The organism is Prosthecobacter fusiformis (assembly GCF_004364345.1).
GTDB lineage: Bacteria > Verrucomicrobiota > Verrucomicrobiia > Verrucomicrobiales > Verrucomicrobiaceae > Prosthecobacter > Prosthecobacter fusiformis.
In genome coordinates, this window is the sequence record NZ_SOCA01000001.1 from 694,025 (window position 1) to 720,887 (window position 26,863).

The window sequence follows — 26,863 nt, forward strand, 5'->3', positions numbered from 1 at the left end:
CGCCATTAAACGTGGGGCCTTGCACACAGTTTCAGTTATTTTTCGCAGACAGCTGCTTTTTTTATTAAAGAAGCCGGGCACCAGCCTCCGCAAGGGGGCTACGCTCGCCTTTGGCCAGCGGTACGTGGGCTGCAAATGGCTGGCCGCGCATGCGCTGGCGGGTGTAAACGAGACCGTTAGAGCGGCTGTCCACATAGGGATTGTCAATCTGGGCCGGATCTCCCACCAGGACGAGTTTGGAGCCTCGGGACATGCGGGTGACCACCGTTTTGGCCTCCAGCGGAGTTAGTTGCTGAGCCTCGTCCAGGATAAAGAACCGATCGGGAATACTGCGGCCACGGATATAGCAGAGGGCCTCGATCTCGATGACTCCCTGTTGGATGAGGCTGTCATACGGAGCGGCTCCCTCTGGGTGTGCGGGGGCTTTGTCCGGTAAAAACCGGTTCTTTTTCCGCTGCGGTCCCTGCTGACTGTCCACGGGGCGCATGAGAAGATCCAGCGCGTCATAGACCGGCTGTAACCAGGGACGCATCTTTTCCTGGAGAGAACCCGGCAGGAAACCCACGGTCTGCCCCATAGCTACGATAGGCCGACTGACGGTGAGTCCATTGTAGGTGCGGCCAAAGACCTGGGAAAGGCCAGCCGCCACGGCGAGCAGTGTTTTCCCTGTCCCGGCTTGACCGTAGCAGGTGACTAGACTGATCTCAGGATCCAACAGGGCATCCAGCAGGCAGGCCTGGCCAAGGTTCATCGGCTTGATGCTTCTCCCCTGCCCTACTTTGATGGATTCCGGTGTGTGTAGCAGGCGGACCAGTTCCCCGTGGGAATTCAATTTGGCTGGCATGGAAGTTTTTTCTCCGCCCATCAGCAGGACATAATCATTAGCCACGACATCTCCGAGACGGGAGGCTGAGAGAGTGATTTTACCACTGCTGGCGAAGCGCTGCATCTCATGCGAACTGACATCCAGACGGGCGATGTCGAAATTGGAGACCTCGCGGGGTTCCACTTTATCATGCAGGTAATCTTCACACTCAATGCCCACCGCACGGGCCTTGAGCTGCATGTTTAGATCCTTGCTGACCAGAATGACTGGCGGGCTGATCTGCTCACGCAACCACAGGGCGCAAGCGAGGATGCGGTGGTCCACCTTGTCGATATTGGGAAAAATACGCTCAAATTCCTGCACGCTCGCCACACGCTTGGCGGCTTCAGGGTCATAAATGATGACGCGGATATTGCCACCCCCATCGGTTTTCACCCCGTCCGTCACGGATGCATCCGGTGCAGAAAAGGTTTTCATCAGGGCGCGATGAACCTCACGGGCGTTGGCACCGCGCTCAGTCATCTCATTTTTAAAACGGTCCAGCTCACTTAAAACATCCACCGGGATGCAGACATGATGCTCGGCGAAGCGGTTGATGCAGGCCGGATCATGGAGAAGGACATTGGTATCCAGAATAAAGGTCTTGGTGCCGACACGGCTGGATGAATTTCGATGGCTGGAAGATTTACGCTTTCTAGAGGTGGGAGATCGGAGGACGTGCTGACTGGAGCCAATATCAAGTGTTTCGATGAGGGTTGGAGCTAGGGTGGCAGGATGGTCGTCGCGGTCCATGGAGGTTGGGGTATGGGGTGAAGGCGTGGACTTGCCCGAGGGGGATGGTTCTCTTCACTTGGCGCATTTGAAATGCCAAGTCTGTCAGTCCACAGTGTGATTTTTGCGATTGAATCACGGGCTTTTGAGAGGCTGTCAGAATGTAGAGCAGCCAACAAGCCATTTGTTCACACTCATTTCTTTTTTGTGAAGAACTTGTGGGTGACGAAGGTGTGACCTGAAGTCAGCACCCGGGCATAAAAAAACCGCACTGGGTTACCAGTGCGGTTCGTTGAAGGATTCGTTCGAAATAAATTAAGACCCAGAGATGGCATCAGAGCCGCGCTCACCCGTGCGGATGCGAACGGCTTCGATAACATCGCTGACGAAGACTTTGCCGTCACCGATCTTGCCGGTGTTGGCTGCCTTTACGATGGCATCCACGACAGTCTCACTGCGGGCGTCTTCGACAACGACCTCAATTTTCACCTTCGGGAGGAAGTCCACCGTGTATTCAGAACCGCGGTAGATTTCAGTATGGCCCTTTTGGCGGCCGAATCCTTTGACCTCAACGACGGTCATTCCTTCCACTCCCACTTCAGAGAGAGCTTCTTTGACGTCCTCGAGTTTGAAGGGCTTGATGATCGCTTCGACTTTTTTCATGGCTGTCGCTATTAGATGTGTGGTTTGGCGGATTGCAACGACGAGAGAGAATCATTTGTGATTTTCTCACGACGTAGATCGTAAAACTTGATCAAGCCAAATTCGTGCCAAGTTTTAATAATCGTTCTCCGATACCCAAACACACGACTCTTCTTCCTCCAAAACCGTAAGACTGCTGCGATCAAGCTCGAATGATGATTGCAGTTTCTCTCGCAACTGCTCCTAATTGAATCTTTCCCTGCCCCGACCCCGACTGCATGAGCCCCGACACCGCCGCCCCCCCTCCGAGCAAGCGCCGTGTTTTCGCGTCCCGGCTTTTCAGCACCCTGCTCTTATGGGGAGCACTTTCCGTCGCCTTTAAGTGGCAGAGCGACTGGCTGCTGATCGCCATCACAGGTTTTTTCGGTGTGGCTGGTGCGGTGGAGTATTATCGCCTGCTCCGGTCAGAGACACACGCCCGGTCTTTCAACATGCTGGGCCTGGGGATTTGCCTGGCCTACTGGGCCACGATGACATGGTGGGTCATCACTGTTAAAAAAGCACCGCCCATGTGGCTGGAGCTGGCAGCGCTCACCGCTAGTGTACATGGCGCATTCCTCCTGTGCTACCGGCATCAACTGGAAGGTACCGCGACCCTGCAGCGCATCTTTTCCACCGTTTTTGGCGTGGTCTATACAGTCATCTTCTTCGGCTTCATCGCCCGCCTGATGTATTTTAAAGGAGATGGTGAATCCGCCACGGGCATGTTTTTGGTGATCTATCTGGTCATGGTCACGAAGTTCAGTGACATGGGTGCCTATGCTTTTGGGGTGGTCTTTGGGAAGCATAAGATGATCCCGCACATCAGCCCGGCGAAATCCTGGGAAGGCCTGGCAGGTGCTTTCATCACTTCATTCCTGGCGGCCGTCATCATGCTGTGGTGGAAGCCGGTCGAACTCCTGCCACTGACCTGGGTGCATGGACTCATCCTGGCCCCCATCCTCTGCGCAGCGGGGATCACCGGAGATCTGGCGGAATCGGTCATCAAACGCTGCACTTCCATCAAAGATTCCGGTCATGCCTTTCCCGGCATCGGCGGTATTCTGGACCTGACAGACAGCCTGCTTTTCACCGCACCGGTTTTTTATTTTTACCTGGAAGCCATCTCGGCTTGAAGCATCGAAAGCAGCATGGCAACCCGTCGCAAAGTACTCCTCCTCGGTTCCACCGGCTCCATCGGCACCAGCGCACTTAAAGTGGCACAAGACATCCCTGACCGGATGGAGATCGTGGGCCTAGCAGCGGCCCGTAGTGTCGAGGCCCTCGTCGCCCAGGTTCATGAAACTGGGGTCAAACACGTCGCGCTGACGGATGACGCGGCTGCAGCTAAAGCGCGCACGCTTTTGCCTGATGACGTGACCCTGCATGTAGGCAGCCAGGGCCTGGTGGATCTGGTGCGTGCCAGTGATGCGGACATGGTGCTGGTGGCCATCGTCGGTGTGGCCGGGCTGGCTCCAGCACTGGCAGCCATCGAAGAAGGCAAACATCTGGCCGTGGCCAGCAAAGAAATCTTGGTCATGGCAGGCGAGGCCGTCATGGCTGCGGCCAAGCGCAAAGGGGTCCATGTGCTGCCTGTGGACAGTGAGCATAACGCCATTTTCCAATGCCTGGAAGGCCACCGCTCCAGTGACGTACGCCGCCTTTTAGTCACAGCCAGTGGCGGTCCCTTCCGCCAGCTACCAGCAGACCAGCTTTCGCAGGTGACAGTGGCGCAGGCATTGAAACACCCGACCTGGAGCATGGGGCGGAAGATCACTATTGATTCCGCCACCTTGTTTAACAAAGGCCTGGAGATGATCGAGGCCCGCTGGCTCTTCGATGTTCCCATGAGCCAGATCGAGGTCGTGGTGCACCCCCAGAGCATCGTCCACAGCATGGTGGAATTTGTGGATAACAGCGTCATCGCCCAGCTCAGCCATAGCGATATGTGCTTCCCCATCCAGTATGCGGTGACCTGGCCTGACCGTGTGCCGAATAATCTGCGCCCCCTCGACTTTGCCCAACTGGCCTCCCTTCATTTTGAGGCCCCGCGCACCCAGGATTTTCCTGCGTTGGATCTGGCCCGTCATGCCGGGGAAACGGGAGGCACCCTGCCAGCCGTCCTCAATGCAGCCAATGAAATCGCCGTTGAAGCTTTCTTGAATGAGCGCACCTCTTTCCCTGCCATCTGGCAGACAGTCGCCCGCGTGATGGAGAAACACAGCGTCATTCAGCATCCTGATTTGGCTACCTTGATTGAGGCAGATGCTTGGGCTCGCCGTGAGGCCGCCCTGTAAAAAGAATAGGCCACCGGTTTTCACCGGTGACCAAATTCAAAGTTGACGATTCAGGCTGATTACAACCCCAAAGAACGCAACAGATAGGAATCAATCGAACCTGTCACAGGCAGGCGGCGGTCACGCTGGTAACGGGCGATCGAAGCCCTGGAACCAGGCCCGATAGAGCCATCAATGGGGCCGTTGTAATATCCGCGTTTGGCTAGCTCACGCTGCACGGACATTTCCGTGGAGCTGTAAGAGGAGCCCCAGTATTGACGCGGCACACGCTCACGGCTGCTGTAATAAACCACACCCGAACCCTGGTAATAATAGTTGGCGTTCGGTGGGCCGTAATAGTAACCGCGACCTGCATACCCGTTACCCAGGGTCACCACAAACTTACTGCGAGGATGGGCGAAAAAACGGCGACGGTCATCGTCGTCACGGCCACGATCATGATCATGATCATGATCATGGCGGTCGTCATGACGGTCAGGGCCGCCTTTTTTGAAGAAGCTGGAGCCCTTGGAGCCTTTGTCCGGGCCGCGCTTGTCATCCTTATCTTTAGCCTGGGAATCAGGAGTGAAGGCAAGGAGAGCGATGGCAGCCAGAGCAGCAGTAGCAATATTTCGTTTCATTGAATGAAGGGGGGTTTTCATAAGCGCTGAGTTGGAGCGAAGAGTCTCCATCTTTATTCGAATGATCTTCATCTTTTGGTGGTGACCATCGCTTTTACTTTAGCCGCACCCCGTTTTGATCTAGACTCCCATTACAGAAAAAAGGCCACCGGCAAAGAATGCCGATGGCCCTATTTTTTAGTTACCCATCTGGTTATACTGATGGAATTTGTATTTACCGGTTACCAATATCTGGAGGGGACTGAACTGCGACGGCTGTAGAATACCACCCCTGGGTTTCGGGAATAGTAGGGCCGGTTAGCAGGGCCATAATAATAACCCCGGCCGGCATAGCCGTTGCCGAATGTGATCACGAATCCAGAACGTGAAGGCGCATAATAGCGGCGCGAATATCGGTCGTGATGATGGTGATGGTGGTGGTGCCCCCGGATCACCCGGCTGTGATGATGTTTGTGATGCTTTTTGGGCGATCTATGCCTGTCAGCATACGAGTTAGTGGTGAAAGCAAAGAGACACAGTGCCGCAAGAGCTGCGGTGCCCCAAGCTCGCATTTTCGAGTAGTATGAGGTTTTCATAGCACTGGGTTAGACCCACCCTTTTTGCGTGCTATTCAACATTTATGCATTTCATGCACATGTCCCGGCCATTCGCATTATGCATTTGAGGAAGCCAGGATTTCCTTGCCTTCTGCACTGAACTTCCACCACGGAATAGCCTCGAAGTGCAGCAGATAATGCTTCACCGCCAGCAAGGTATAAAACACACACGGATCATGACGGTGACCCATAATCGGTGCCAATTCCGCAAAGATAATCCTGGGATCTTTTGACACCAGATCACGCGGGTGATGGATGCCTGCCGTCCGCAAGTCCACCGCTAATTTTTTACCAATGTTAGGCAGGTCTTCAAGTCGGTCCGGTATGAAAGGCTGCGCCGGGGAAACAGCTTTGCGTTTTAATGCTGGCATGCCTTGGAGGATACGAGACACGGGATGATGAGCAATGGACTTTGGCTTGAGAATGACAAAACAGAGGACATCAGTTATACTTCCGCGTATGTCAGCCCTAGTCGCACCTCCAATTCGATCTCTGGAAGAGCTGCGCCATTCACCAGCACTGCCTGAGGCCATTCGTTTTTTGCAAAGCCTCTGGGAGGAGGAACAACAGGCACGAAAGCAGTTCTATGATGACATCACTGATGAGGTGAAGGCTGAGTTTATTGAAGGAGAAATCATTGTTCACAGTCCTGCAAGGCTACAGCATCTGGAGACCCGTGACCATATTCACTTCCTGCTACGTTCCCTGGTGATGCACCACCAGCTTGGGGGAAAAGTATTGGGTGAAAAGGCCTGCTGTCATTTCCCCCGGAACTCATATGAGCCGGATGTGGTCTATTTTGGACCGGAGAAGACCACCCTTTTGAAACCAGAAACCGTCATCTTTCCTATTCCAGACCTCGCCATCGAGATCCTTTCTGACTCCACCGAAAAGCGTGACCGGGGAGTCAAATTCGAAGACTATGAAACCCACGGCGTGACTGAATACTGGATTATTGATGCTGAAAAATGCGTATTGGAGCAATACGTCCGGGGAGAGGACAACCGCTATGAGCTACAGGTAAAAAGCGGCACTGGGGATTTGGTCAGCCCTGTCCTTGGAGGTCTGACGATTTCAATCAGGGACCTGCTGCAAAAGTAAATCACCGCCTCTCCCCAGGTTAAGGAAAGCCGTGCTACGCGCTTGACCCACCCGGTGCGCCTGCGCCAGACTCGCGCTCCTTTTACAACCCAAATCCAAGAACCCAGAACATTTGTTTATGAGCCGGAAAATTCGTTATGGCATGGTCGGCGGCGGACGCGGTGCCTTCATTGGCGGCGTGCACCGCATTGCGGCAGCGATCGATCAGCAGATCGAGCTCGTTTGCGGAGCCTTCTCCTCAGACCCTCAGAAGTCCAAGGACAGTGGCGCAGACTTCTTCCTCCCCGCCAACCGCTGCTACGGTAGCTATGAGGAAATGATCAAATCCGAGGCCGCCCTGCCTGAAGGTGATCGCATGGACTTCATCGCCATCGTCACGCCTAACCATGTGCATTTCCCGCCGGCCAAGATGGCTCTGGAGCATGGCTTCCATGTCCTGAGTGACAAACCCGCCACCTTTGATCTGAGCGAAGCCAAAGAACTGGGCGCTCTAGTGGAAAAGACTGGTCTGCTCTACGGCCTCACGCACAACTACACTGGCTACCCTCTGGTAAAACAGGCCCGCGAAATGGTGCTCAGCGGGGCTTTGGGCAAGATCCGCAAAGTCGTGGTGGAATACCCGCAGGGCTGGCTGGCCACACGCATTGAGGAGAGCGGCCAAAAGCAGGCCTCCTGGCGCACAGACCCGACCAAATCCGGTGCTGCAGGCTGCGTTGGCGATATCGGCACCCATGCAGAGAACCTGGCTGAATACATCACCGGCCTGAAGATCAGCGAACTCGCGGCCGACCTCTCCACATTCGTTGAAGGCAGGCAGTTGGACGATGATGCCAACATCCTTCTCCGCTTCGACAACGGTGCTAAAGGCGTGCTGCATTGCTCTCAGATCAGCGTCGGTGAAGAAAACAACCTCAACATCCGCGTCTATGGTGAGAAGGGTGGCATTGAGTGGCATCAGAAGGAGCCAAATACCATGCTTGTGAAGTCCCTGGACCAGCCCATGCAGGTTTACCGCACTGCCAACGGCTATCTGGGTGCAGCGGCAGCCGCTGCAGCCCGCACTCCCCCATCGCATCCAGAAGGATACCTGGAAGGTTTTGCGAACATTTACAAAAACTTCGCCAATACCATCCGCGCCCGCCTGGAAGACCGGGAACCGACCGCCATCGAAAACGACTATCCAAAGATCGAAGACGGCATCCGTGGCATGGCCTTCATTGAAGCCGTCGTCGCCTCCAGCAAAGGCAATGCGGCCTGGACCAAGGTGGGCTGAACCTTAGCGGTATAACAAAAGGCACCGGAGATTTCTCCGGTGCCTTTTTTAATTATCAAAGCCGTCAGCCGGATTAACCGACCACGTATTCATACATGCCGTTGCGGCCCGCATACGGGATCGGGTATTTGCCATTCGCATCTGCCAGCAGAGGAGCTGGGCCATCCAGCGTGAGTTTGTCCACATTCGGGGCAAATTCATGGTCGTGGTTCACCACCTGGTCATACGTCACCAACTGACCCGTGTGGGCGGCCATACGGCCCATGACCGTGACCAGGCTGGCCTTCGCCCCGCGCTCCACTTCGCTATAGGGCTTGTTGTTCACGATGGCCTCGATCAGGTCCTGCCATTCCATGTCATACGGATTCGGCTCCTGTTTAGGCCCACGCCAGATGATTTCCTGAGGGTTCTTGTTCTGGCCCTTGAAGGTCATGGCCCTGGATGGGAAATGCCCGGCTGTGGAGATCACCGCCATACCTTTGCTGCCATGCACATAGGAGGCAAACTCATTGTGCGTCTTCATGGCATTGCGCCCTTCCAGCCAGAATTTGGAACCGTCAGCGAAGGTGTATTCCACGCTGTAATGGTCGAAGTTTTGATCGATGTAATCTCCGCGATCGGAGCGTCCGCCCGTGGCCTTCGCCTCAATCGGGAAATCATTCTTCATCCAGCAGATTTCATCAATGTTATGGATGTTGAAATCGCTGAAGGCACCACCGCTGGCCCAGAGGAAGGAGTGGAAATTTTTGATCTGCCAGACCAGTTCGCTTTCATCGGTGGCCTTATCACGCGGCAGGGTAAAGCAGGTGCCCACAGGTCCCTGGAGGCGGTAAGCACGACCCAGGATGATATCACCAATTTCCCCCTGCTGGATGCGGTCATACAGTTCTCCACGCACGCGGCAGTGGCGGCACATCAGCCCCACCCCCACCTTCAGTCCCTTGGCATCCGCTTCCTTGCCCAGTTCCAGCATGCGGCGGCCGCTAGGGCCGTCCACGCAGATGGGTTTTTCCATGAAAACATTGACGCCTTTTTCGATGGCGTATTTGAACTGCACCCAACGGAAAGCTGGCGGCGTGGCCAGCACGACCACATCCCCAGGCTTCAACATATCGATCGCATTTTTGTAAGCATCAAACCCGATGAACTTGGCATCGGCCGAAACGGAAAAACGGTCAGGATGCTTGTTGCTCAGCCCGTTAAAGCTCGCTTCCAGCCGGTTTTCCTGCACATCCGCCATGGCGATGAGCCGCGTGCTCTGCTTCACCCCCATCGAGTTGCTGGCCGCTCCAGTACCACGGCCACCGCACCCCACAAGAGCGATGTTGATCGTGTCATCCCCCGCAGCATGGACATGCGGAAGGGTGATTCCAGAAAGGGTGGAAAGACCGGCCACGGTCTTGGTGGTTGCCTTGAGAAAATCGCGGCGCGAGGAGACGGAGGGATTGTTTTCCATAAGAAGGAAGAGTGTGCCTGAAAATAACGAAGCAGATCAAGCTTTACTTGCCCCTGAAATCACGGCTGCACCGTCGGCCCCTGCGGAGCGGATTCCGGCTCAAAGTCCAGCACATCCTGGTGTGTACGGAGGGCCTGACGGGCATTGTTAAAGAAGGAGGACAGGTCCTCCGCATTGGCCGCTGTCTTGTCCTCGATCAGGTCATTCAGCTTCTTGAGCTGGGCATCCGCATCCAGGTTCACACCACGCATGGAGCGCTGCGCGGAGGCATAGACGGTCTCAAATTTACCCTGGGCTTCAGCAAAGGCGCGGCGGGCACCCTCTTCACGCAGATGTTCTTTCTCCGCCTCGCGAAAGTCCTTGCTGAACATGCGCTTGAAGAAACCAAAGCTGGACTTGGGTTTCTCGCTCGGACGCTGGGCAGCCTCTTCAAAGTAGTCCTGCAGGGCTGTGAATTCCTGCATGGGCTTCTGATACTGCTTTTGCAGAAAGCCAATGCCGCTGGTGATCATCGTCAGCCTTTCCACCTCATTCTTGGATAGCTCCTGCCCAGCCTTCACCTTGCCCTCCAGCAGATTGATGTATTCGATAGTCTGCTTGTTGCCGGAGAAAATGTTTTCAAATTCCTTATAAGCCGTGGCCATCTGCTGGCGCTGGCTCTGCCGCATATCCACCAGCTTTTTGTCGTATTCGGCATTCAGCTCCTGAATCGCAGATTGATGCTGCTCATTTTGTGCGGCCAATGTGCGCTGCAATTCTTCGTCCTTGGCCTGCAATGCCAGCTCCTGTGCCGCCTTGAGTTGATCCATCTCCTGGCGCAAACGGCCAGCATCTGAATGATAATGCCAGATGCCGTAGCCCAGTGAGGCGACGACGAGAATAAGAGCGATATTGCGAGGATTCATAACGGGAGATTGAACATTTCAGGCCTGAAAGAAGATGTGCAAGGCAGATTGCACGCTGACTTTTGTGATACGCCACTCATCCTTAGAGCGATTGAGCGCGGCGGCGCAAAGACTTCGCTCATTGACTGTCAATCTTAAACCGCCTAACGGCATATAGTCCTTTCATCCTATTCATGCGAAATCTCAGACGTGACCTGCCCGCTTCCCTTGTCGTTTTTCTCGTTGCAGTACCCCTCTCTCTTGGGATCGCATTTGCCTCAGGAGCGCCCATCATGGCAGGTCTCATCGGCGCTGTTGTCGGTGGCATTGTCACGGGTCTGATGGCCGGTTCACCCCTCCAAGTCTCAGGTCCTGCCGCTGGTCTGACCGTCGTCGTAGCCGGTCTGGTGCAGCAATTTGGATGGGAAACCATGTGCGTCATTACCGCTTGTGCAGGTGTGGTGCAGTTGCTCCTGGGCATGTTCAAGGTAGCCCGCGGCACGCTCATCATAGCTCCAGCCGTCGTTCACGGCATGCTGGCCGGCATCGGTATTTCCATCGCGCTCGCCCAGATCCACGTCGTGCTAGGAGGTGATCCCCAAAGCTCCCCTGTGACCAATTTGCTGACCATTCCAAAGCAGCTAGGCCTCATCAATCCGTCCGCCGCCATTCTCGGCTTCCTCACCATCGCCATCCTCATCATCTGGAAAAAATTGCCATTCAAGGCGCTGAAAATGATCCCTGGGCCGCTCGTCGCCGTCGCCGTCGGCACCTTGGTTTCCATCCTGGCGGGCCTAAATGTCACCCGGGTAGACCTGCCTGAGAAGTTTGAGCTGACCAATCTGGTGCTTCCCACGGACTGGAATGCGTTTGCCGTGGCCGTACTCACAGTGGCCATCATCGCCAGTATCGAGTCACTGCTCTGCGCCGTGGCCACGGACAAGCTGCACTCCGGTGCACGGTCGGACCTGGACAAGGAACTACGCGCCCAGGGTGCGGGCAATCTCGTTTCCGGCCTCCTTGGCGGCCTGCCCATCACCGGCGTCATTGTTCGTTCCTCCGCCAATATCATTGCTGGCGGCGTTAGCCGTTGGTCCGCCGTCTTCCATGGCATCTGGATCCTCATCTTTGCGCTCTTTTTGGGAACCGTCATTGAGCAAATCCCGTTAGCCGTCCTTGCCGGCCTGCTGGTGCATGTAGGGGTGAACTTGGTGAACCTCCATCACATCCGCGAACTTCGCACCCATAACGAGGCCCCCATTTATTTCGCCACTGTTCTCGGCGTCACCTGCATCAACCTGCTCGCCGGGGTGGGTCTGGGTCTCGCTCTATCCGTCTTTTTCGCCCTCCGCCGCCTCTCCCTCACGGACATCAAAGTGGATGAGCGCCATGGCAAATATCATGTTCTCATCGAAGGCACCCTCACCTTTGCCTGCGTGCCAAAGCTCAACGCCGCCCTTTCCACCATCCCTCCCGGACACAATGTGGACGTGGATCTCGCGGTGGATTTCGTGGACCACGCCGCTTTTGAGTCCCTGCACGGCTGGCGTGAAAACCATGAAAAAACCGGTGCCCACGTGGACATTGATGAAACCCACGAGGAGTGGTACAAGCCGGCAACTCAAGGTCACCCACGTCGGGGCAAGACACTGAAAAGAACCGTCAAAGCCCTCATTTGAGCCGTCTGTTTCCCCCCTTTTTATAGAATCACCCGCCTCCATAGACCCCATGATGAAGCTCGTCCTCATGGCGATCCTCGCCCTTCACTGCTTGGTCAGCCAGGTTCATGCCTCGGATACAGTTTCCGATTCAAACGGCCACCTCTGGTTCACTTACGTCGGGGACCACCCATTCGGCAGCAGCCCCTGGGGCATTCATCTCGAAGGTCAGGCCCGTCGTTCTGAGATGGGTGATGAATGGCAGCAGTGGCTCGTCCGGCCCGGCATTAACTATACCCTCAGCCCCACCCTTCAGTTCAGCGCAGGCTGGGCCTATGCCCTCACCTACCGCTATGGAGATTACCCTGTCGCCTTCGAATTCCCCGAACACCGCGCCTGGGAACAAGTCGTCTGGAAAATGAAAGCCCTGGGCCTGGAATGGCAGCACCGCCTCCGCCTGGAGCAGCGCTGGATCGGTGAGATGGAAGGCTCCGGCAACGACTGGAACGTCGAAAACTGGCGTTACGAAAACCGCCTCCGCTACATGCTCCGCACCACGATTCCCCTCACCCAGGACAAAAAAACCTACCTGGCTCTGTGGGATGAAATCATGGTCAACTTCGGCACCAACGTCAGCGGCAACCACTTCGACCAAAACCGCGCCTTCATCGGCATCGGCCACAAGCTGAGCGACCATACCCGCATGGAATTCGGATTCATGGAGCAGACCCTCCAGCGCCGTGGCGGAGCCATCTGGGAAAACAACCACACCTTCGGCGTCTGGTTCATGACCCAATGGCCCTTCAAGGCTCGATGAATGACGAAAAAAACTTCCTCAGTAGTTTAGGCAGTCTCACAAATGATCTGCTTCCAATACGGCACATGTGAATGCCTCGCGTAGAGCACCGGCAGAAAAAACAAAGTCGCCACTGTTGCAGCAATCAACCCGCCAAGTACGGCCACAGCAATGGAATGCGGCCCGGAGCCACCATTCAAAACAAATGGCTGCACCGCGATAAGTCCGAATAGAAGCATCGTCACGGAGCAAGTTAAACGCTCTTCTGCCCCTCTTAAAGCAAGCCGCGTTCCCGCCCCCCACGGTATTTCTTTTTCCAGCAGACGGTAGTGCCTGACCTGCTGCACACCCTGAAGGGTCGCAAGCACCAGCACCATCAAAAATCCCGTCAGCACCTCCCAGGAAAGACCGCCGCCGTTCCCCAGCCAGTTGGCCATCACACACCCCACCAGCGAAAAAAGCGTCGTGCAGCTTAGAATAACCGCCACCCGCCAGGACTCCGCAGCCGCAACGGCCCCGAACACAAGCAGCACAGCCGCTGCCAGCACCACCCCTGCGGCCCGCTTGGACATAACAAACTTTGCCATCCCGGATCCCTCGCCGCCACTCCGCCGCCTTATCGCCGCCCCCAGACCTGTAACCGTCAGTGCATGCAGCCCTGCTGACCTGGATGCAAAACCTCCCCCGTTCCTGATCTGCGTATGCCAAACTGCGGATGTCCCGCCAAAGGCCATCACCAGGAGGCTGATCACCAGCCATGATTTCCGCATCAACCTGCTCAGTACGGCCCGGTAAACCGTCTTCAGGCAGCACGGATCGGAAACATGGGACGGACCATTATCCTGAGAGCGAAACAGCAAGCACAACGAATGCGCATCAGATGGCAGATCTTTCATAATAGAGGGCGGGACAATTCTCGCAGCCCATTATAAATGCCTTCACCCAACCAATTGTATCGTGAAAAACCTGTCATATTCAGGCACACTCTTGCTTTCACATCCGCATCACCGCCTCGGCAGGGACAGGGTCACGCAGGTGCGCCCGTCATCCGTTGCTTCCATCACCAGCGTCCCACCATGGTTTAGACAGATGGAATGCGCAATGCTCAGGCCCAGTCCGCTGCCCTCCACGCTGGCACTGTGCGAGGAGTCCCCCCGGAAGAAACGCTCGAACACTCTCCCTCGCAATTCCGGCGGCAGCACCGGCCCCGTGTTGATGATCTGGAACTCAGCCTTTTCACCCACAGCTTTCAGCGACAGCGTCACCTCCCCACCCTTATGGTTATGCTTCACCGCATTGTCCGCGAGATTCAGTAAAAGCTGGCGCAACCGCATCCTGTCTCCCGTCACCTGCACCGCATCGCATTCAGCCAGCGTTACTTTAATTCCCAGCCCATGACCTAGCATTAAAGCGTCCTCAGTGACGTCCTTCACCAATTGCTCCAGCTCCACCGGCAACTGCCTGTCGGCCAGCAGCCCTCCATCCGCCTTTGCCAGGAAGGTCAGCTGGCCGACAATCGTTGATAGCCGCTGCACTTCTTCCAGTAATGAAGCAATACGTTCACGATGGATAGCCGAACTGCCCGCATCACTCAGCATCTGCTCCAGGGTCCCGTGCATAATGGTCAGCGGTGTTTTCAACTCATGCGAGGCATGCAGGGTAAATTCCCTTACCTGAGTGAAGGAAACTGCCAGCCTTTCTTTCATTCCGTTGAAGACCGCCGCCAGCCTGTCCAGTTCATCCCCATTCCCGCTTCTGGGCGCGCGGTCGTCCAGATTGGATGCATTGGTCTTTTCCAGGATCTCCGTCAGATCACGGACCGGGCGCAGTGCCCTTTGCAGCAGCAGCGCTCCCATCAATACGCCCAATATGGCAGCAGGCAGACCGCCAAAGACGACGATCTCAAAACTCTCCTCCACAGGCCCCTCATCCTCGACCGCACTCAGGCCACCGTTCTTGAATGTTTCACGAATCTCCTGGAACTCAAACCAGCTCCAAAAGCCGATCACCAGAAGTGAAAGCCCCAGGGTGACGAAATAGCTGACAAAGATGCTGCGGCGTAGAGTCATGACTGCATTCTCAAGGCATATCCCAAGCCGCGCACGGTTTGAATCAAAGCAGGCGGATGATCACGGTCGATTTTTTCCCGCAGCCTCCGGACATAAACCTCCACCAGATTTGTCCCTGGATCAAAATCATATTCCCAGACGCTGCTGATGATGTCCCTGCGGCTCACCACCCGCCCTTCTGCCCGCATCAGACATTCCAGCAAAAGACTTTCCCGTGACGAAAGTTCAATCCGCTTGCCCCCGCGTCGCACGTCACGGCAAGCCATGTCAAAAGTCAGGTCAGCCACCGTCAGTGTGGTAGGTTTGGACTGGGTATTCCTGCGCAAAAGAGAGCGCAGACGCGCCAGCAATTCAGAAATGGCATACGGCTTCGGCAAGTAATCATCCGCCCCCGCATCCAGTCCCTCAATCCTCTGCTCCACCTCCCCGCGCGCAGACAGCATGATGGCTGGAGTTTTATACCCTTCAGATCGCAGCGTCTTCACCAAATTCAGCCCGTCCAGCTTAGGCAGCATCACATCAAGCACCCACACATCATATCCCCCCTCCTGAGCCGCCTTCAACCCTGCGAGGCCGTCTTTCTCACACTGCACCTCGAAGCCCTCCATCTTCAGACTGCTGCTGAGCAGTGACGCAGTCTTGGGGTCATCTTCGACAATCAGAATCCGCATATTCATGCACTATCCGCAGAGACTCCCAGTCGCAACAAATGAAAGGACTGTCATTTATCCCCACTGCTACTTTTTATTTCAACGCTTAGTGCTGACACAGAATCGGGCGCGTGAATGAAAAAACCTGTTCGCTTAAACCAGTCTTGTCGGCACAATGCGCAAACGCTTCCACCAGGGGTTTTCACGTCCCCGGCAAGAAGCGTCCACCATCCCCGTTCCAATCCATCCATGAAGAAATTCCTTCTCCCCCTCTTACTCCTTGCCGTCGCAGGCTTCGCCGCGACGATTCCAGACACCGCCAAGGTTGGCCAGTTTTACGCTGGCTGCCAGGCTTACAGCTTCCGCATGTTCACCGTGATGGAAGCCATCGAAAAAACCGCTGCCGCCGGTGGCAAAACAATCGAGTTTTATCCCAAGCAGAAGCTCTCCCCTGAACAGAAGGACGTCGTATTCAATCACGAATCCCCGCCTGAAGTCATCGCTGCAGTCAAAGCCAAGCTGGCTGAGCAGGGCATCACCGCCGTCGGTTATGGCGTCATCAAAATCGGCACCGATGCTGCCGCAGACCGCAAGGTATTCGAATTTTGCAAAACCATGGGCATCGGCATCGTCATCACGGAGCCTGACGTCTCCGGCCTCGACGGCATCGAATCCCTCGTGAAGGAATTTGATATCAAGATGGCCATCCATAACCATCCCAAGCGCCCCCTGGACCGCTCTTACCTTTTCTGGGATCCTAACTATGTGCTGGAACTGGTGAAAGACCGCGATCCTCGCATGGGTGCCTGCGCCGACGTCGGCCACTGGGTGCGCAGCGGACTGAATCCTGTGGATTGCATCCGCATCCTCAAGGGCCGCATCTTCGACAGCCACATGAAGGACCTCACCGAATTTGGCAATCCAAAGGCCCATGACCTTCCCTTCGGCACTGGCAAGTCCGACATCCCAGCCATCCTGGCTGAATACCACGCCCAGGGTTATCCCGGCCCTCTCCATGTGGAATACGAGCACAACTGGGAAACCAGCCTGCCAGAGATCAAACAGAGCCTCGAGTTCATCAAGAACTGGAAGCCTGAGGCCAAGTAAGAAAGCCTGAAAGTCACACAAAAAAGCGGAAAGCGGGCTGCCCCTGCTTTCCGCTTTTTAGTTCCCAAGGAGTGAGGCCGTCACCCCTTGCCTTGTCCGCTTCCTTACGGCAGCCCCCACGGCCCGCGCAGGTACTGGTAGTCCGCCTTTGGCAGCAGCACATAATGCGGAGACGCCTGCGGATCCAGCCAGCGGATCATCCTTTCCAGATTCTCCACTGCCATCGTGCTACAGCCAGCACTGGGTTTCGTCGGTCCGCGCCGCACATGGAAGAAGATCGCGCTGCCATACCCTGGAGCCACTGGCCGTTGATTATGCCGGATCTCCAGCATCCATTTATAGGCATCATCCCCCAGCCTCATGCGTTGCTTTTCAAACCAGGGCGGTATCCGCTTCGGGTCCACCCGCACATGCTGGTTATAATAAGGGTTGTTCGGGTCATCCACATACGCATCCCAGGGCCCTACCTGCACATACGGCCAGCGTGCACCGGAAGGCGGCCTGGCGGCATACCCAAATAAAGAACCCAGTTGAAACACTCCGGCTGGCGCACGCCAGTCCTTCTCCACCTTCATCGGGATACCATTGCGCGGCGGGGTAAAGACTCCCCTTCCCCAGGCCAGGCCTGACCGGCCCAACAGGATAGGGATAGGCTGGGAGAATACCGGCTGCCAGGGGCTGGTGGCAGAAGCCCGCTGATATGCCTGCATCGTCGCCGTATTCGAATTCCACCCTGCCGCCTGCGCCACAATGACTTGGCGCACGCTTTTACCGATCTGCGCCGCCGCTTTCCCTGGAAATAATCCTAATGTCAGCACCAGCAGCAAACTGATGAAAAATAAATTCCATCGGTTTACGACATACCTTGCCTGGGCAGTGTCATGACATTGTATCCACGAAGAAGGAGTTTTTGCCAGAGTGGTCATTTTTTTGGATTGCCTGGAGAAGTTCAACCTGAATATACTCATAAATCAGCCCTGCCGGATAAATAATTGGTTTCAGGTTTTGGGGGTTTTTTTCCTGAGCACCAAGTCCGGCAGGGCTGTTTGTTTTTCGAAGGTGCATGAAGATGCGGATGCGGGATTGAAAGAATGGTTTCCGCAGCTATTCATCACCCATAAACATGAAGAGCCTGCTTACATACCTCCCTCTGCTGGGTGCCCTTGCCCTGGCCTCCTGCAGCACTACGTCCCAGGTGAGTCTGGATTATACCTCTGGCCCTGGCCACGTAAAACCCGGTACGCCCGAATTTTCCACCCGCCTCTTCAATGACCAGCGCGGCTTAGGCCCCATGGATCTCGGCACCGTCCGGACACAAATTGGCACGCCCGTGGAGTATGTGCAGACGCGGGTCCCCGTCAGTGAAGTCGTCACCAACGCTTTTGGTTATGGCTTGCAGGCCCGCGGCATGCTCAACCGCCCCCGCACGGCTCGGTATATCATTACAGGAGACATCATGGATCTATACTGCCAGATGCTCGTACGCCCCTATGGGTATGCTCGCATCCGCGTGACCGTATTGGATGCGGCCAGCGGCCAGATCATCCATAGCAAGGTCTATACTGGGGAACGCGGCAGCAGCGTTTATGTCCCCGGCAGTGGCTCCCCAGTACCCCTCCTGCGGGACCTCGTCTCCGGAGCCCTCCAGGATGCCGTGGACCGTTCCTTGGATGATCCTGCCCTGCGCAACAAACTGGGCGCACCCGTCATGCGGGATCGCTTCCGGGAAGAGCCTACTGATTACGGCCCGACCATCACCATCTGAGTGGAGCCCCCTCCCACTCTCGCCCCATGCCCGCCAACCGCTTTTACAACGCCTTTGATTCACAGAGGCTGAAACCTCGCGCTCTGCCTGATGGCGAATACCGGAGCGCCTTTCAGATTGACCGAGACCGCATCATCCACAGCAGCGCCTTCCGCCGCTTGCAGAACAAAACGCAGGTCTTCCTTTCCGGCGAATACGACTTCTACCGCACCCGCCTCACTCACAGCATTGAGGTCGCACAAATCGGCCGTTCCATCTGTGCCTATCTGTCCCAGCAAAACAGTCTGCTGGCCGAAGACTTTTTTATCGATGCCGACCTTGTCGAATGCGCCTGCCTTTCCCATGACCTCGGGCATCCGCCTTTCGGTCATACCGGAGAGCGCACCCTGCATCGCTTGATGCTACCGTATGGCGGATTCGAGGGCAATGCCCAGACCCTGCGCATCCTCACACAGACTTTGTTCAACGAAGGCCGCGAAGGCATGGATCCCACCCGTGCCCTGCTGGACGGTGTGCTCAAGTATAAGACCCTCCACGCTGAGACCCCGACGGCAGCCAACCATTTCCTCTACAACGACCAGGAAAGCTGGCTGGACTTCACCCTCGGCGGCCAGGCCTTCCCAACGGAACTCACCCCTGGGAGAGTCCGTAACCAGTTCCGCAGCATCGAATGCCAGATCATGGACTGGGCGGATGACACCGCCTATTCGCTCAATGACATCGCCGATGGCATCCATGCAGGGTTCATCAGCGTGACCAGCCTGGAACGCTGGGCAGCAACTCAATCCCTGGATGACACCGGTAAAACCCACATTGTGAAGCTCTGTGAGGCCATCCATGGCAACCGGGTGGAGCGCAAGCTCAACAGCAGCATCGGCCGCTACATCCGCGCAGTCACCCTGGTGCCAGACAGGAACTTTCTCAGCGAGATGACCCGTCGGCATCAGTTCCGCCTGGAGATCGCTCCAGAGGTCCTCGCCCAGGCAAAGCTGAACAAAAAAATTGCCTTCGAACTCGTTTTCAAAAGCCCTCAACTCCAGCAGTTGGATTACAAAGCAGACTTCATCCTGACCCGCCTCTTTGAGGTGCTTCAGCGCCGCTACATCGAAAAGAAAGAAGGACTGCATCTTCTGCCCGCCTCACTGGAAACAGAAATTGAAAATGCCCCCGATGAAGTAGTCAGGGCCAGACTCGTTTGCGACTGGGTCGCCAGCATGACGGACAGCTTCGCCTTCCGCACCTACCGTCGTCTGTTTGATGCCGGCTTCGGCTCCATCACTGACTTCGTCTAACGTAAAGTGCATCAAATCGCTTCACTCTCGTCATCACTCAAGCCAGCCTTCAGTCGGCTTGAACAGGCCGCTTCCTTGATCAAAGACCGAGATTCCCAGATGCCCGTCCGCTTTCGCCTGGGCTAGCGCACGTTTCAGTGTCGCACAGCGGGAGGCATAGCTCTCACCACCGATCTTGCACAGGGCATCCAGCTTTTTCTGCACCGTGCTCCCCGCAGCCAGTGCCGCTTTCACCTGAGTTTTTGTCCCCCTGCCCTGGTGATGGATGTCCGCAATGGCAGTGCAAATAAGGTCCGAGACACCATCCAGTCCATACCAATGGGCATACCGGTCCCGCAACTTGCCCATCGTAATATCAGCCGCCACCTTGACCTGGAGCGCATTGGCCTCTTCATCCATATTCGCCAGATGCACCATGCGAGCAGTCACAGAAAGCTCCAAATCATCCACCTTGGCCAGATCCGGATTCAGATAGCTCATAAAATCTTTCAGGTTCAGCTCATTGGGATGTCCAGGCCTTGGGTATGCTTTTTCCAGGCTGACACTGTGCGTGCCCACCAGCCGATGCAGCACCCCATCGATCACCTTCAGGTCTGGAAACAATCCCTGGAAGGCAGTATTCTCCGCAGCCAGCCTGCGGAAAAGCAGGATCAAATTATCCTTCGGCGTATGCGCTGCGAGTTGCAAAAAACCAAAGGTAAACGCCGCCCGATCATAACTGTTCAAGCGGTTAAAATACCCGCCGCTTTCCCCTGCTGCAATGACCCCCAATAGACCAGCCACCGTTTCATACCTGCCTGTGAAATCTGAAATTTTATATCGCGGGCCTTCGAGTTTGCTGGACGGCTGGTATAGCCCCTCATTGGACAAATAGGAAGTGCTGCGTGCCACATAGAATTCATTCACTCCAGGCAGAGTCGCATAGTAATCCTTCTTTCCACCTGAAACAGGCACAGGCCTGATCACCGGCTGCATACCCTGGTTCCCATTCACGCTTACTGAAGCTGGAACTGACACCGCATTTGCTAAATCAGGTATTGTGGCCCCTGAAGGGAACGTCCCGAAAAACAGCCCCTGCTTGCCCCCGTAGCTTCCCTGAAACCGCGCCAGAAAATCCTTGGCCCTTTGGGAGATCACCAAGTCCGCCGTGTTGGAATAATGATACACCAATCCTTCGCTAAAAATGCCCACATGCTTCTTCGGCACATTGCGCATCGTGTGTTTATCCAAATCCACATTCATCTTGTCGGTCACAAAGACGATGCACATTTCATTGGCGTTGTCCTTCCAGTTTCCAACCTGCGGACAAATGGAGAACAGTTCCTGCACCCGCAGGCAAGCCCCTGGATGACTACCGTTGTTGTGCATCTTGCAGGTATAGCCTGCATCCACTTCCAAAACGTGACACACAAAGTGCGCACAGTGATTATCACCCGAGTTTGTAAATCTGTTGCCACAGAAATCACCGATGGTTTTTCCTAATGCTTCACTCAGTTTCATAAACTTCCCCCAAGGTTAAATGCTAGCCCCTCATCCCCACACCACGAAATTTACCACATCGCTAAATAATGACAAACATCATTTTTAGACTCAATATTTCCCCGCAAAAAAAAACCATCTCAGCTAGCCACTACTTCGCAGCAGGCATCCGTCGGTAAATGCGGCTACGGTTCACGTTGAGCAGACGGGCAGCTTCCGTGACATTGCCTCCCGTTTGCTCCAAAGCCCGTTGAATCAAAGTATGTTCGGCAGCTTCGAGATCCATGGGCACACTGTCCATATTTCCCTTCACCCCCGTTTTGGCTGGTTGCACAGGAGTCGCAGCAGTCACTTCAAAAAGCTGGAGATGCTCACGCTTCACTGTCTTGCCTCCGCTCAGGATCAGCGCGCGTTCCATCGCATTTTTGAGCTCGCGGACATTGCCAGGAAAGGAATGTTTCAGCAGCATGGCCTGGGCAGCTTCGTCCAGGGTGGGTGGAGTCATCCCCATTTCCGAGGCGAAGACCTTCAGGAAATGCCCCGCCAGCAGCAGCATATCCTCACGCCGTTCCCGCAGCGGAGCCGTCTCCACCGTATAACGGGCCAGGCGGTAGTAGAGATCTTGGCGGAAGTCCCCGCTGCCAATTTTGGCAGCCAGATCAGCATTCGTCGCACTCAGCACCCTCACATCCACACGGTGTGATTTCGTGGACCCTACCGGGGTCACCTCTCCATCTTCCAGCACACGCAGCAGCTTCGCCTGCAGAGCCGCAGGCATGTCGCCGATCTCATCCAGAAACAGGGTGCCGCCATCCGCCAGTTCGAAGTAGCCTTTGCGGTCCGCCGTGGCCCCAGTGAAGGCCCCTTTGACATGACCGAAGAACAGCGACTCCAGCAGGTCTGCGGGCACCGCCACACAGTTCACCGGGATGAAGGCCGCCTCCGCACGCGGGCTATGGTAATGCAGCGCCCGGGCCACCAGTTCCTTGCCCGTACCACTCTCGCCAGTGATCAGCACGCTGGTTTTGGAAAACTGACGCAGCCTTTCAATATCGGCCAGGATGCGCTTCATGTGAGGACTCCCACCCACGAAACCGTCCAGCCCCCAGCGCTGAGCCTCCCGGGAAGCCAGCGAGGTAAGCCGCTGCGTCGCCTTATCTCTGGAGTGCTCAGCCTCCACCCGCCGCGCCACCTCGGCCTCCAGCTCAGCATTGCGCTGTTGGAGTTCGCGGGTCAGTCCACTGATCTTCAGATGCGTAGCCACACGGGTCACCACTTCTTCCGCTTGAAAAGGCTTCACAATGTAATCCACCGCCCCCACACGGAACCCATTCAGGATGCTCGCCGTATCATTCCGGCTGGTGATGAAGATGACCGGTACCTCCCGTGTACTTTGTTCCGCCTTCAAAGTTTTGCAGACGTGAAAACCATCATGCCCAGGCATCATCACATCCAGCAGGATGAGATCCGGCTGCGCACGGGCAGCCAGCTTCAATGCATCCTTGCCGCTGGATACGGCCAATATTTCATACCCCTGTGGCTCCAGCACATGGCTCAGGAGGGTGAGGCTGGCCGCTGTATCGTCGGCAATAAGAATGCGGGGACGGTTCATGAGATGGAGATCTGGGCGATGATGCGCTGGATGGTTTTCATGTCATAGCTGGCCAGAAAGCCGCGCAGATGCTGTGCCAGCCGCTGCCCCGCACTGCCTAGCTGCTCCAGTTCACCCAGACAACTTTTCAGGACAGTCGCACTATGCAGTTCCGCCGCCATCGTCAGGCGGGAGGCCAGATCCTCCGGCAGGGAGATCTGGCTCAGGTCAAAGGGATCTCCCGCATCGGCATCGGCGGTTTCATCTTTGTATTCAAACTCCGCGCCTAACAAATGACGCAGACATCCATAGATACGCTCCGCACGGAAAGGCTTCGCCACAAAGTCATCACACCCGGCCTTGAGACACAGCTCCCGCTCATGCGCCAGAGCAGAGGCTGAGGTGGCCACAATTTTGACTTCATCATGATCAAATTCCTCCAGGATGCGCCGGGTCGCCTCCAGCCCGTCAAACTCAGGCATCCGGATGTCCATGAAGACGATCTGTGGTCGCGAGACCTGTACCACCTCCACCGCCTGCCGCCCATGCTCAGCCAGCACCACCTCACAGCCGATGAAAGTCAGCATGGAGGCCAGCACCTCTCGGTTCTCCCGGATGTCATCCACCACCAGCGCCCGCACCATGCAGCCCGGTGCCAGTCCCACCAGCTCACGCACAGAATTATGTACCACCCCTTGTCCAGCAGCCATGGGCAGGGAGAGCTCCACATGAAAACAGGACCCCTTCCCTGGCTCTGAATGCACACCGATCCGTCCTCCTAAAATTTCAAGCTGCCGACGCGCAATCGCCAGCCCCAGACCAGTGCCACCACGGGTGCCCGGCTCCTGCTGGAAGGGGTCAAAGATGCGCTGCACGGCATCCGCCCCGATACCGATGCCCGTATCCTCCACCTCGAAACGCCAGCACTCATCCTCCAGGGAAAGAACCCGCAGGGTGACTCGGCCCTGCGTGGTAAACTTCACCGCATTGCCCAGCAGGTTGATCAGCACTTGGCGCAGTTTTCCCTCATCGCCATAGACCGTCACCGGTTTGTCCAAAGCCGCTGCCTCAATGCGAAAACCAATCTGCCTTTCCTCACAGGGATGCTGGAACATGGCCCCCAGTTCCCGCACCAGGGCAGCGAGGTCAAAGTTCGTCTTTTCCACCTCCATGTATCCGGCATCAATTTTGGATAAATCCAAAATTTCCTGGATCAGATGCAGGAGGTGGTCGCCACTGTTGAGGATCGTCGCCACCGCATCCCGGTGGAATCGGGGCAGCGCACCGTCACGGGCCAGGATCTGCGCATAACCCAGGATGGCATTCATCGGCGTGCGGATCTCGTGGCTCATGTTGGCCAGGAATTCAGACTTCGCACGGCTGGCCGCCTCGGCACTCGCCTCCGCCTTTTTACGCACGACCACCTCCGCCAGCAGATCCTTCTGGGCCCGCCTTACCTCCGCCGTCTGAAGGGCACTTTTCCAAAGGTAACCTGACAGCAGCATGGTGATCACCAGCCCGCCTGCCAGCGTAATCCATGGCGTGAAATCTGACCTCCGGGCGAGAAGGGCTGTCGTCGGCTCAAAGAGCAGCGTCCAGTGCCGCCCGGCCACATCCACGCTCGTCGTCCATGTTGGAAAACCAGAAACCCTTTCACCTGCTTGATAATAGAGCAGGCTGTCATCGGCATGATCCCTCAGCGACAGAGCGACACCGCTATTGTGGGCCTCCACCAGTGAAAGGTCGATAAGATCGCCAATGCGAAAGACCGCCGTAGCAAAGCCTGTGAGAGAACTCCGCCTCTCATCCACAGTCGAAGCCGCCCCTTTGTAAAGGGGTTCAAACACCACAAAACCTTTTTGCGACCCCTGCTCCTGAGCCAGCCGGATAGGGGCCGTCGCACGCGCTTCCCCAGTATCCCGTGCTTTCTCCAGGGCCTCCCGCCGTCTCGGTTCAGCCTTCACATTGAAACCCAGCGCAGGTGCATTCTTTTGCAGGCTCTCCAGGTAAAAGACCGGAAAGTATTCATCACTGGGCCTGGCTCTCACGATTTCACCCTCAGCCTTTTCCTCTGTAAAACGGAAATCTTTAAAACCCTCTTGCCGCGCCCTCGCCTCCCACGCGTCACGCTCCGGTCCAGCCACACGAGGATCCCAGGCCAGAGCCTGTAGCTCCGGCTGCCGGGTCAGGAAGCTGCCCACAAAGATACCAAAATCCTCCCGCGACACCTCATCATGAGCCTGAAAAAAAGCCACGATGCCATGCAGGACTTCCATAGAACGCAGGATCTGCCCTCGGATCACTTCGGTCCGGTCCTTCGCCAGCCGCTGCACTTCATCCTGCCAGGCGTCCTGGCGGTTCTTCATCTGCAAAAACGTCAGCATCCCCGTTGCCACCAGCCCAAGCACCAGCGCAAAAAGAGCTGGTGCTCTCACGGGTGCGTCAGAGCTGGCTTGGTCAGGCATGGTGGCGGGGAGATATCCGCCATTACCTCAAGCACTCATCATGCCAGCGCACCGCAGTGACCACCATTCAGCCTACCGCGCCAGGCTGGACGGAGCATCCGCAGCCATGGCGGCACGGTAGTTCGCCTGCGCACGGAAGTATTCCGCCTGAGCCTCCACCTCCAGCACCTTCGCATCAAACGTCGCCTGCTCACGGATTTGCAGGGCCAGCAAGTCCGTCGCCCCCTGTTTCAGTCGCTCGTTCTCTGCGGTTTCGAGCTGCTGGGACAGATCCACATTCTTGCGGGTCTGCTGCAAAGCATCGTAGGCCGCAATAATCGCACTGTGGCTGTCACGCACATCTGCAGAGATACGGTCACGGGCAAACTGCTTGTCATTCTTCAGCCGCTGGATCAGCGCCTCAGCCACCTCGATCCGCCCTTTCGCCTCACGGCGTTGTAAAGGCAGCTTAAACTCCACTTTGGCCTCGATCTCCGTGCGTTCCAGGTTACTTGGCAGTCTTCCCCCGGTTGCCTGCGCCGCTTCAATGCCGACATCGAGCTGGGGCATCATGTTGTTTTTGGCCAGCTTGCGGTCGATCTCATTTTTTTCGATGTTCAGCTCAATGCGGCGTATTTCAGGACGGAAAATGGCTGCCCTGGCGATGGCTGCCGTCACCTGGCTTTCATCCGGCCGTGGATGCGGAGGAAAAGCGCTCGGCACCCGCTCCCGTGGGCTGATGACTGGCTCCGCTAGCTCGCGGGACCGATGGAACAGGGACAGCTCAATGGCCGCCGCCTGAAAACGCCGCAGTGCCTGCACCACGGCGATCTCCCGGCTGACGACAAGGCGCTGGTTATCAATCTGCACAATCGGTGCCGACGCACCGCGCTTCACCTGCTCAGCGATGGCTGAATCACGGTCTTTCGCAATACGCAGCAGTTCCTCCGTCAAAGTCAGCCGCTGACCGGCAGCCACCCAGGTAAAATAGGAAATCGTGGCAGCACGGACGAAGTCCAGGTACTGCCTGAGAATCATCGGATCTGCCAGTTCCTGGTCGATTTGAGACTGCCACAATGCCGCACGACGACGGTCGATCGTACCATCACGCAGCAGCGGCAGCCGGAAGCCTACCACAGCCTCACCATCAGTGCTGGTGCGGTCCTTGTTGTAATTCGGCAAGAATCCACTGCTCAGCCGATAGCCACCGTACACATTGCCCCCCCAGAATGGCAGAGGCTGGTCCATCACGGCATAACCTGTCTGCCCATCATAATAACCGGCTGGCTGGAATGCCCCGCCCACATTCAGATTCAGGTCAAAGGCACCCAGCGCCTGCCGGGCGCGCCCATTGGCGATATCCTGCTCGATCAATGCCGCCAGATACGGCGGATACTGCGTCTGCACACTCGCCAGCACTTCCTCCAGCATCAGCGGCTTCACCGCTGTGGAGGCATGAGAAAAGCCCAGGCATGAAAACACGACACAGGCCGCAACAGCGCACCGG

At 56.3% G+C, this 26,863-nt stretch carries 24 protein-coding genes; 9 read left to right on the forward strand and 15 right to left on the reverse strand.

The features are described from left to right. Window positions 1-64: 64 nt before the first annotated feature. Both EI77_RS02600 and EI77_RS02605 read right to left on the reverse strand, forming a co-directional pair. On the reverse strand, window positions 65-1,618 hold the full coding sequence (locus EI77_RS02600; RefSeq protein WP_133793192.1) for a PhoH family protein: 1,554 nt from the start codon (window positions 1,616-1,618) through the stop codon (window positions 65-67). Window positions 1,619-1,912: 294 nt separating this feature from the next. Continuing rightward, complete coding sequence (locus tag EI77_RS02605; RefSeq protein ID WP_133793193.1) at window positions 1,913-2,260, reverse strand: P-II family nitrogen regulator; 348 nt, start codon at window positions 2,258-2,260, stop codon at window positions 1,913-1,915. Between the two features lie 257 nt (window positions 2,261-2,517). Here EI77_RS02605 and EI77_RS02610 point away from each other — a divergent pair, with 257 nt between their 5' ends. Both EI77_RS02610 and EI77_RS02615 read left to right on the forward strand, forming a co-directional pair. Next, window positions 2,518-3,414 carry a phosphatidate cytidylyltransferase gene (locus EI77_RS02610; RefSeq protein WP_133793194.1) on the forward strand — a complete coding sequence of 299 codons (897 nt, stop codon included), beginning with the start codon at window positions 2,518-2,520 and terminating at the stop codon, window positions 3,412-3,414. A gap of 15 nt (window positions 3,415-3,429) precedes the next feature. Continuing rightward, window positions 3,430-4,575, forward strand: a complete 1,146-nt coding sequence (locus EI77_RS02615; RefSeq protein WP_133793195.1) for a 1-deoxy-D-xylulose-5-phosphate reductoisomerase — start codon at window positions 3,430-3,432, stop codon at window positions 4,573-4,575. A 59-nt stretch (window positions 4,576-4,634) separates the two neighbouring features. Here the strand turns inward: EI77_RS02615 and EI77_RS02620 are convergent, their stop codons facing one another. Both EI77_RS02620 and EI77_RS02630 read right to left on the reverse strand, forming a co-directional pair. Further along, window positions 4,635-5,195, reverse strand: coding sequence for a peptidoglycan-binding protein (locus EI77_RS02620; RefSeq protein ID WP_133793196.1), 561 nt, complete (start codon window positions 5,193-5,195; stop codon window positions 4,635-4,637). Between the two features lie 652 nt (window positions 5,196-5,847). After that, on the reverse strand, window positions 5,848-6,162 hold the full coding sequence (locus tag EI77_RS02630; protein WP_166646985.1) for a helix-hairpin-helix domain-containing protein: 315 nt from the start codon (window positions 6,160-6,162) through the stop codon (window positions 5,848-5,850). A gap of 88 nt (window positions 6,163-6,250) precedes the next feature. Here EI77_RS02630 and EI77_RS02635 point away from each other — a divergent pair, with 88 nt between their 5' ends. Next, the gene (locus tag EI77_RS02635) at window positions 6,251-6,892 is read left to right on the forward strand and encodes a Uma2 family endonuclease (RefSeq protein ID WP_208300245.1); all 642 of its coding nucleotides are present in this window, start codon (window positions 6,251-6,253) and stop codon (window positions 6,890-6,892) included. 118 nt (window positions 6,893-7,010) lie between these two features. Beyond that, window positions 7,011-8,165, forward strand: a complete 1,155-nt coding sequence (locus EI77_RS02640) for a Gfo/Idh/MocA family protein (protein ID WP_133793198.1) — start codon at window positions 7,011-7,013, stop codon at window positions 8,163-8,165. Window positions 8,166-8,238: 73 nt separating this feature from the next. Here the strand turns inward: EI77_RS02640 and EI77_RS02645 are convergent, their stop codons facing one another. Both EI77_RS02645 and EI77_RS02650 read right to left on the reverse strand, forming a co-directional pair. Next, a complete protein-coding gene (locus EI77_RS02645; RefSeq protein ID WP_133793199.1) occupies window positions 8,239-9,621 on the reverse strand; it encodes a Gfo/Idh/MocA family protein in 1,383 nt (460 codons plus the stop codon). Window positions 9,622-9,680: 59 nt separating this feature from the next. Then, window positions 9,681-10,526 carry a hypothetical protein gene (locus tag EI77_RS02650; protein ID WP_133793200.1) on the reverse strand — a complete coding sequence of 282 codons (846 nt, stop codon included), beginning with the start codon at window positions 10,524-10,526 and terminating at the stop codon, window positions 9,681-9,683. A 173-nt stretch (window positions 10,527-10,699) separates the two neighbouring features. Here EI77_RS02650 and EI77_RS02655 point away from each other — a divergent pair, with 173 nt between their 5' ends. Both EI77_RS02655 and EI77_RS02660 read left to right on the forward strand, forming a co-directional pair. Beyond that, a complete protein-coding gene (locus EI77_RS02655; protein ID WP_133793201.1) occupies window positions 10,700-12,184 on the forward strand; it encodes a SulP family inorganic anion transporter in 1,485 nt (494 codons plus the stop codon). 49 nt (window positions 12,185-12,233) lie between these two features. Continuing rightward, window positions 12,234-12,980, forward strand: a complete 747-nt coding sequence (locus EI77_RS02660) for a DUF2490 domain-containing protein (protein WP_133793202.1) — start codon at window positions 12,234-12,236, stop codon at window positions 12,978-12,980. A gap of 26 nt (window positions 12,981-13,006) precedes the next feature. On the opposite strand, the gene EI77_RS02665 is transcribed toward EI77_RS02660, so the two are convergent. The 3 genes from EI77_RS02665 to EI77_RS02675 form a co-directional block, all read right to left on the reverse strand. Beyond that, the gene (locus EI77_RS02665) at window positions 13,007-13,855 is read right to left on the reverse strand and encodes an efflux RND transporter permease subunit (RefSeq protein ID WP_133793203.1); all 849 of its coding nucleotides are present in this window, start codon (window positions 13,853-13,855) and stop codon (window positions 13,007-13,009) included. A 108-nt stretch (window positions 13,856-13,963) separates the two neighbouring features. Then, complete coding sequence (locus tag EI77_RS02670; RefSeq protein ID WP_133793204.1) at window positions 13,964-15,028, reverse strand: sensor histidine kinase; 1,065 nt, start codon at window positions 15,026-15,028, stop codon at window positions 13,964-13,966. Beyond that, entirely contained in the window at window positions 15,025-15,705 is a 681-nt protein-coding gene (locus EI77_RS02675; protein ID WP_243838643.1) for a response regulator transcription factor, read from the reverse strand. The genes EI77_RS02670 and EI77_RS02675 overlap by 4 nt, the downstream gene beginning before the upstream one ends. A 222-nt stretch (window positions 15,706-15,927) precedes the next feature. Here EI77_RS02675 and EI77_RS02680 point away from each other — a divergent pair, with 222 nt between their 5' ends. Then, a complete protein-coding gene (locus EI77_RS02680) occupies window positions 15,928-16,785 on the forward strand; it encodes a sugar phosphate isomerase/epimerase family protein (RefSeq protein WP_166646986.1) in 858 nt (285 codons plus the stop codon). A gap of 104 nt (window positions 16,786-16,889) precedes the next feature. On the opposite strand, the gene EI77_RS02685 is transcribed toward EI77_RS02680, so the two are convergent. After that, entirely contained in the window at window positions 16,890-17,549 is a 660-nt protein-coding gene (locus EI77_RS02685) for a L,D-transpeptidase family protein (protein WP_166646987.1), read from the reverse strand. A 115-nt stretch (window positions 17,550-17,664) separates the two neighbouring features. Next, the gene (locus EI77_RS23215) at window positions 17,665-17,850 is read right to left on the reverse strand and encodes a hypothetical protein (RefSeq protein ID WP_166646988.1); all 186 of its coding nucleotides are present in this window, start codon (window positions 17,848-17,850) and stop codon (window positions 17,665-17,667) included. Between the two features lie 58 nt (window positions 17,851-17,908). Between EI77_RS23215 and EI77_RS02690 the strand changes: the two genes are divergently transcribed. Both EI77_RS02690 and dgt read left to right on the forward strand, forming a co-directional pair. Further along, window positions 17,909-18,550, forward strand: coding sequence for a hypothetical protein (locus EI77_RS02690; RefSeq protein WP_133793207.1), 642 nt, complete (start codon window positions 17,909-17,911; stop codon window positions 18,548-18,550). A 26-nt stretch (window positions 18,551-18,576) separates the two neighbouring features. Next, entirely contained in the window at window positions 18,577-19,842 is a 1,266-nt protein-coding gene (gene dgt, locus EI77_RS02695; RefSeq protein WP_133793208.1) for a dGTP triphosphohydrolase, read from the forward strand. 33 nt (window positions 19,843-19,875) lie between these two features. Here the strand turns inward: dgt and EI77_RS02700 are convergent, their stop codons facing one another. The 4 genes from EI77_RS02700 to EI77_RS02715 all read right to left on the reverse strand — a co-directional run bounded on the left by EI77_RS02700 (window position 19,876) and on the right by EI77_RS02715 (window position 26,838). Beyond that, complete coding sequence (locus EI77_RS02700; RefSeq protein WP_133793209.1) at window positions 19,876-21,252, reverse strand: hypothetical protein; 1,377 nt, start codon at window positions 21,250-21,252, stop codon at window positions 19,876-19,878. A gap of 220 nt (window positions 21,253-21,472) precedes the next feature. Continuing rightward, a complete protein-coding gene (locus EI77_RS02705) occupies window positions 21,473-22,933 on the reverse strand; it encodes a sigma-54-dependent transcriptional regulator (protein WP_133793210.1) in 1,461 nt (486 codons plus the stop codon). Then, window positions 22,930-25,377, reverse strand: a complete 2,448-nt coding sequence (locus EI77_RS02710; RefSeq protein WP_133793211.1) for a CHASE domain-containing protein — start codon at window positions 25,375-25,377, stop codon at window positions 22,930-22,932. The genes EI77_RS02705 and EI77_RS02710 overlap by 4 nt, the downstream gene beginning before the upstream one ends. A gap of 72 nt (window positions 25,378-25,449) precedes the next feature. Then, window positions 25,450-26,838 carry a TolC family protein gene (locus EI77_RS02715; RefSeq protein WP_166646989.1) on the reverse strand — a complete coding sequence of 463 codons (1,389 nt, stop codon included), beginning with the start codon at window positions 26,836-26,838 and terminating at the stop codon, window positions 25,450-25,452. Between the last annotated feature and the right edge of the window lie 25 nt (window positions 26,839-26,863).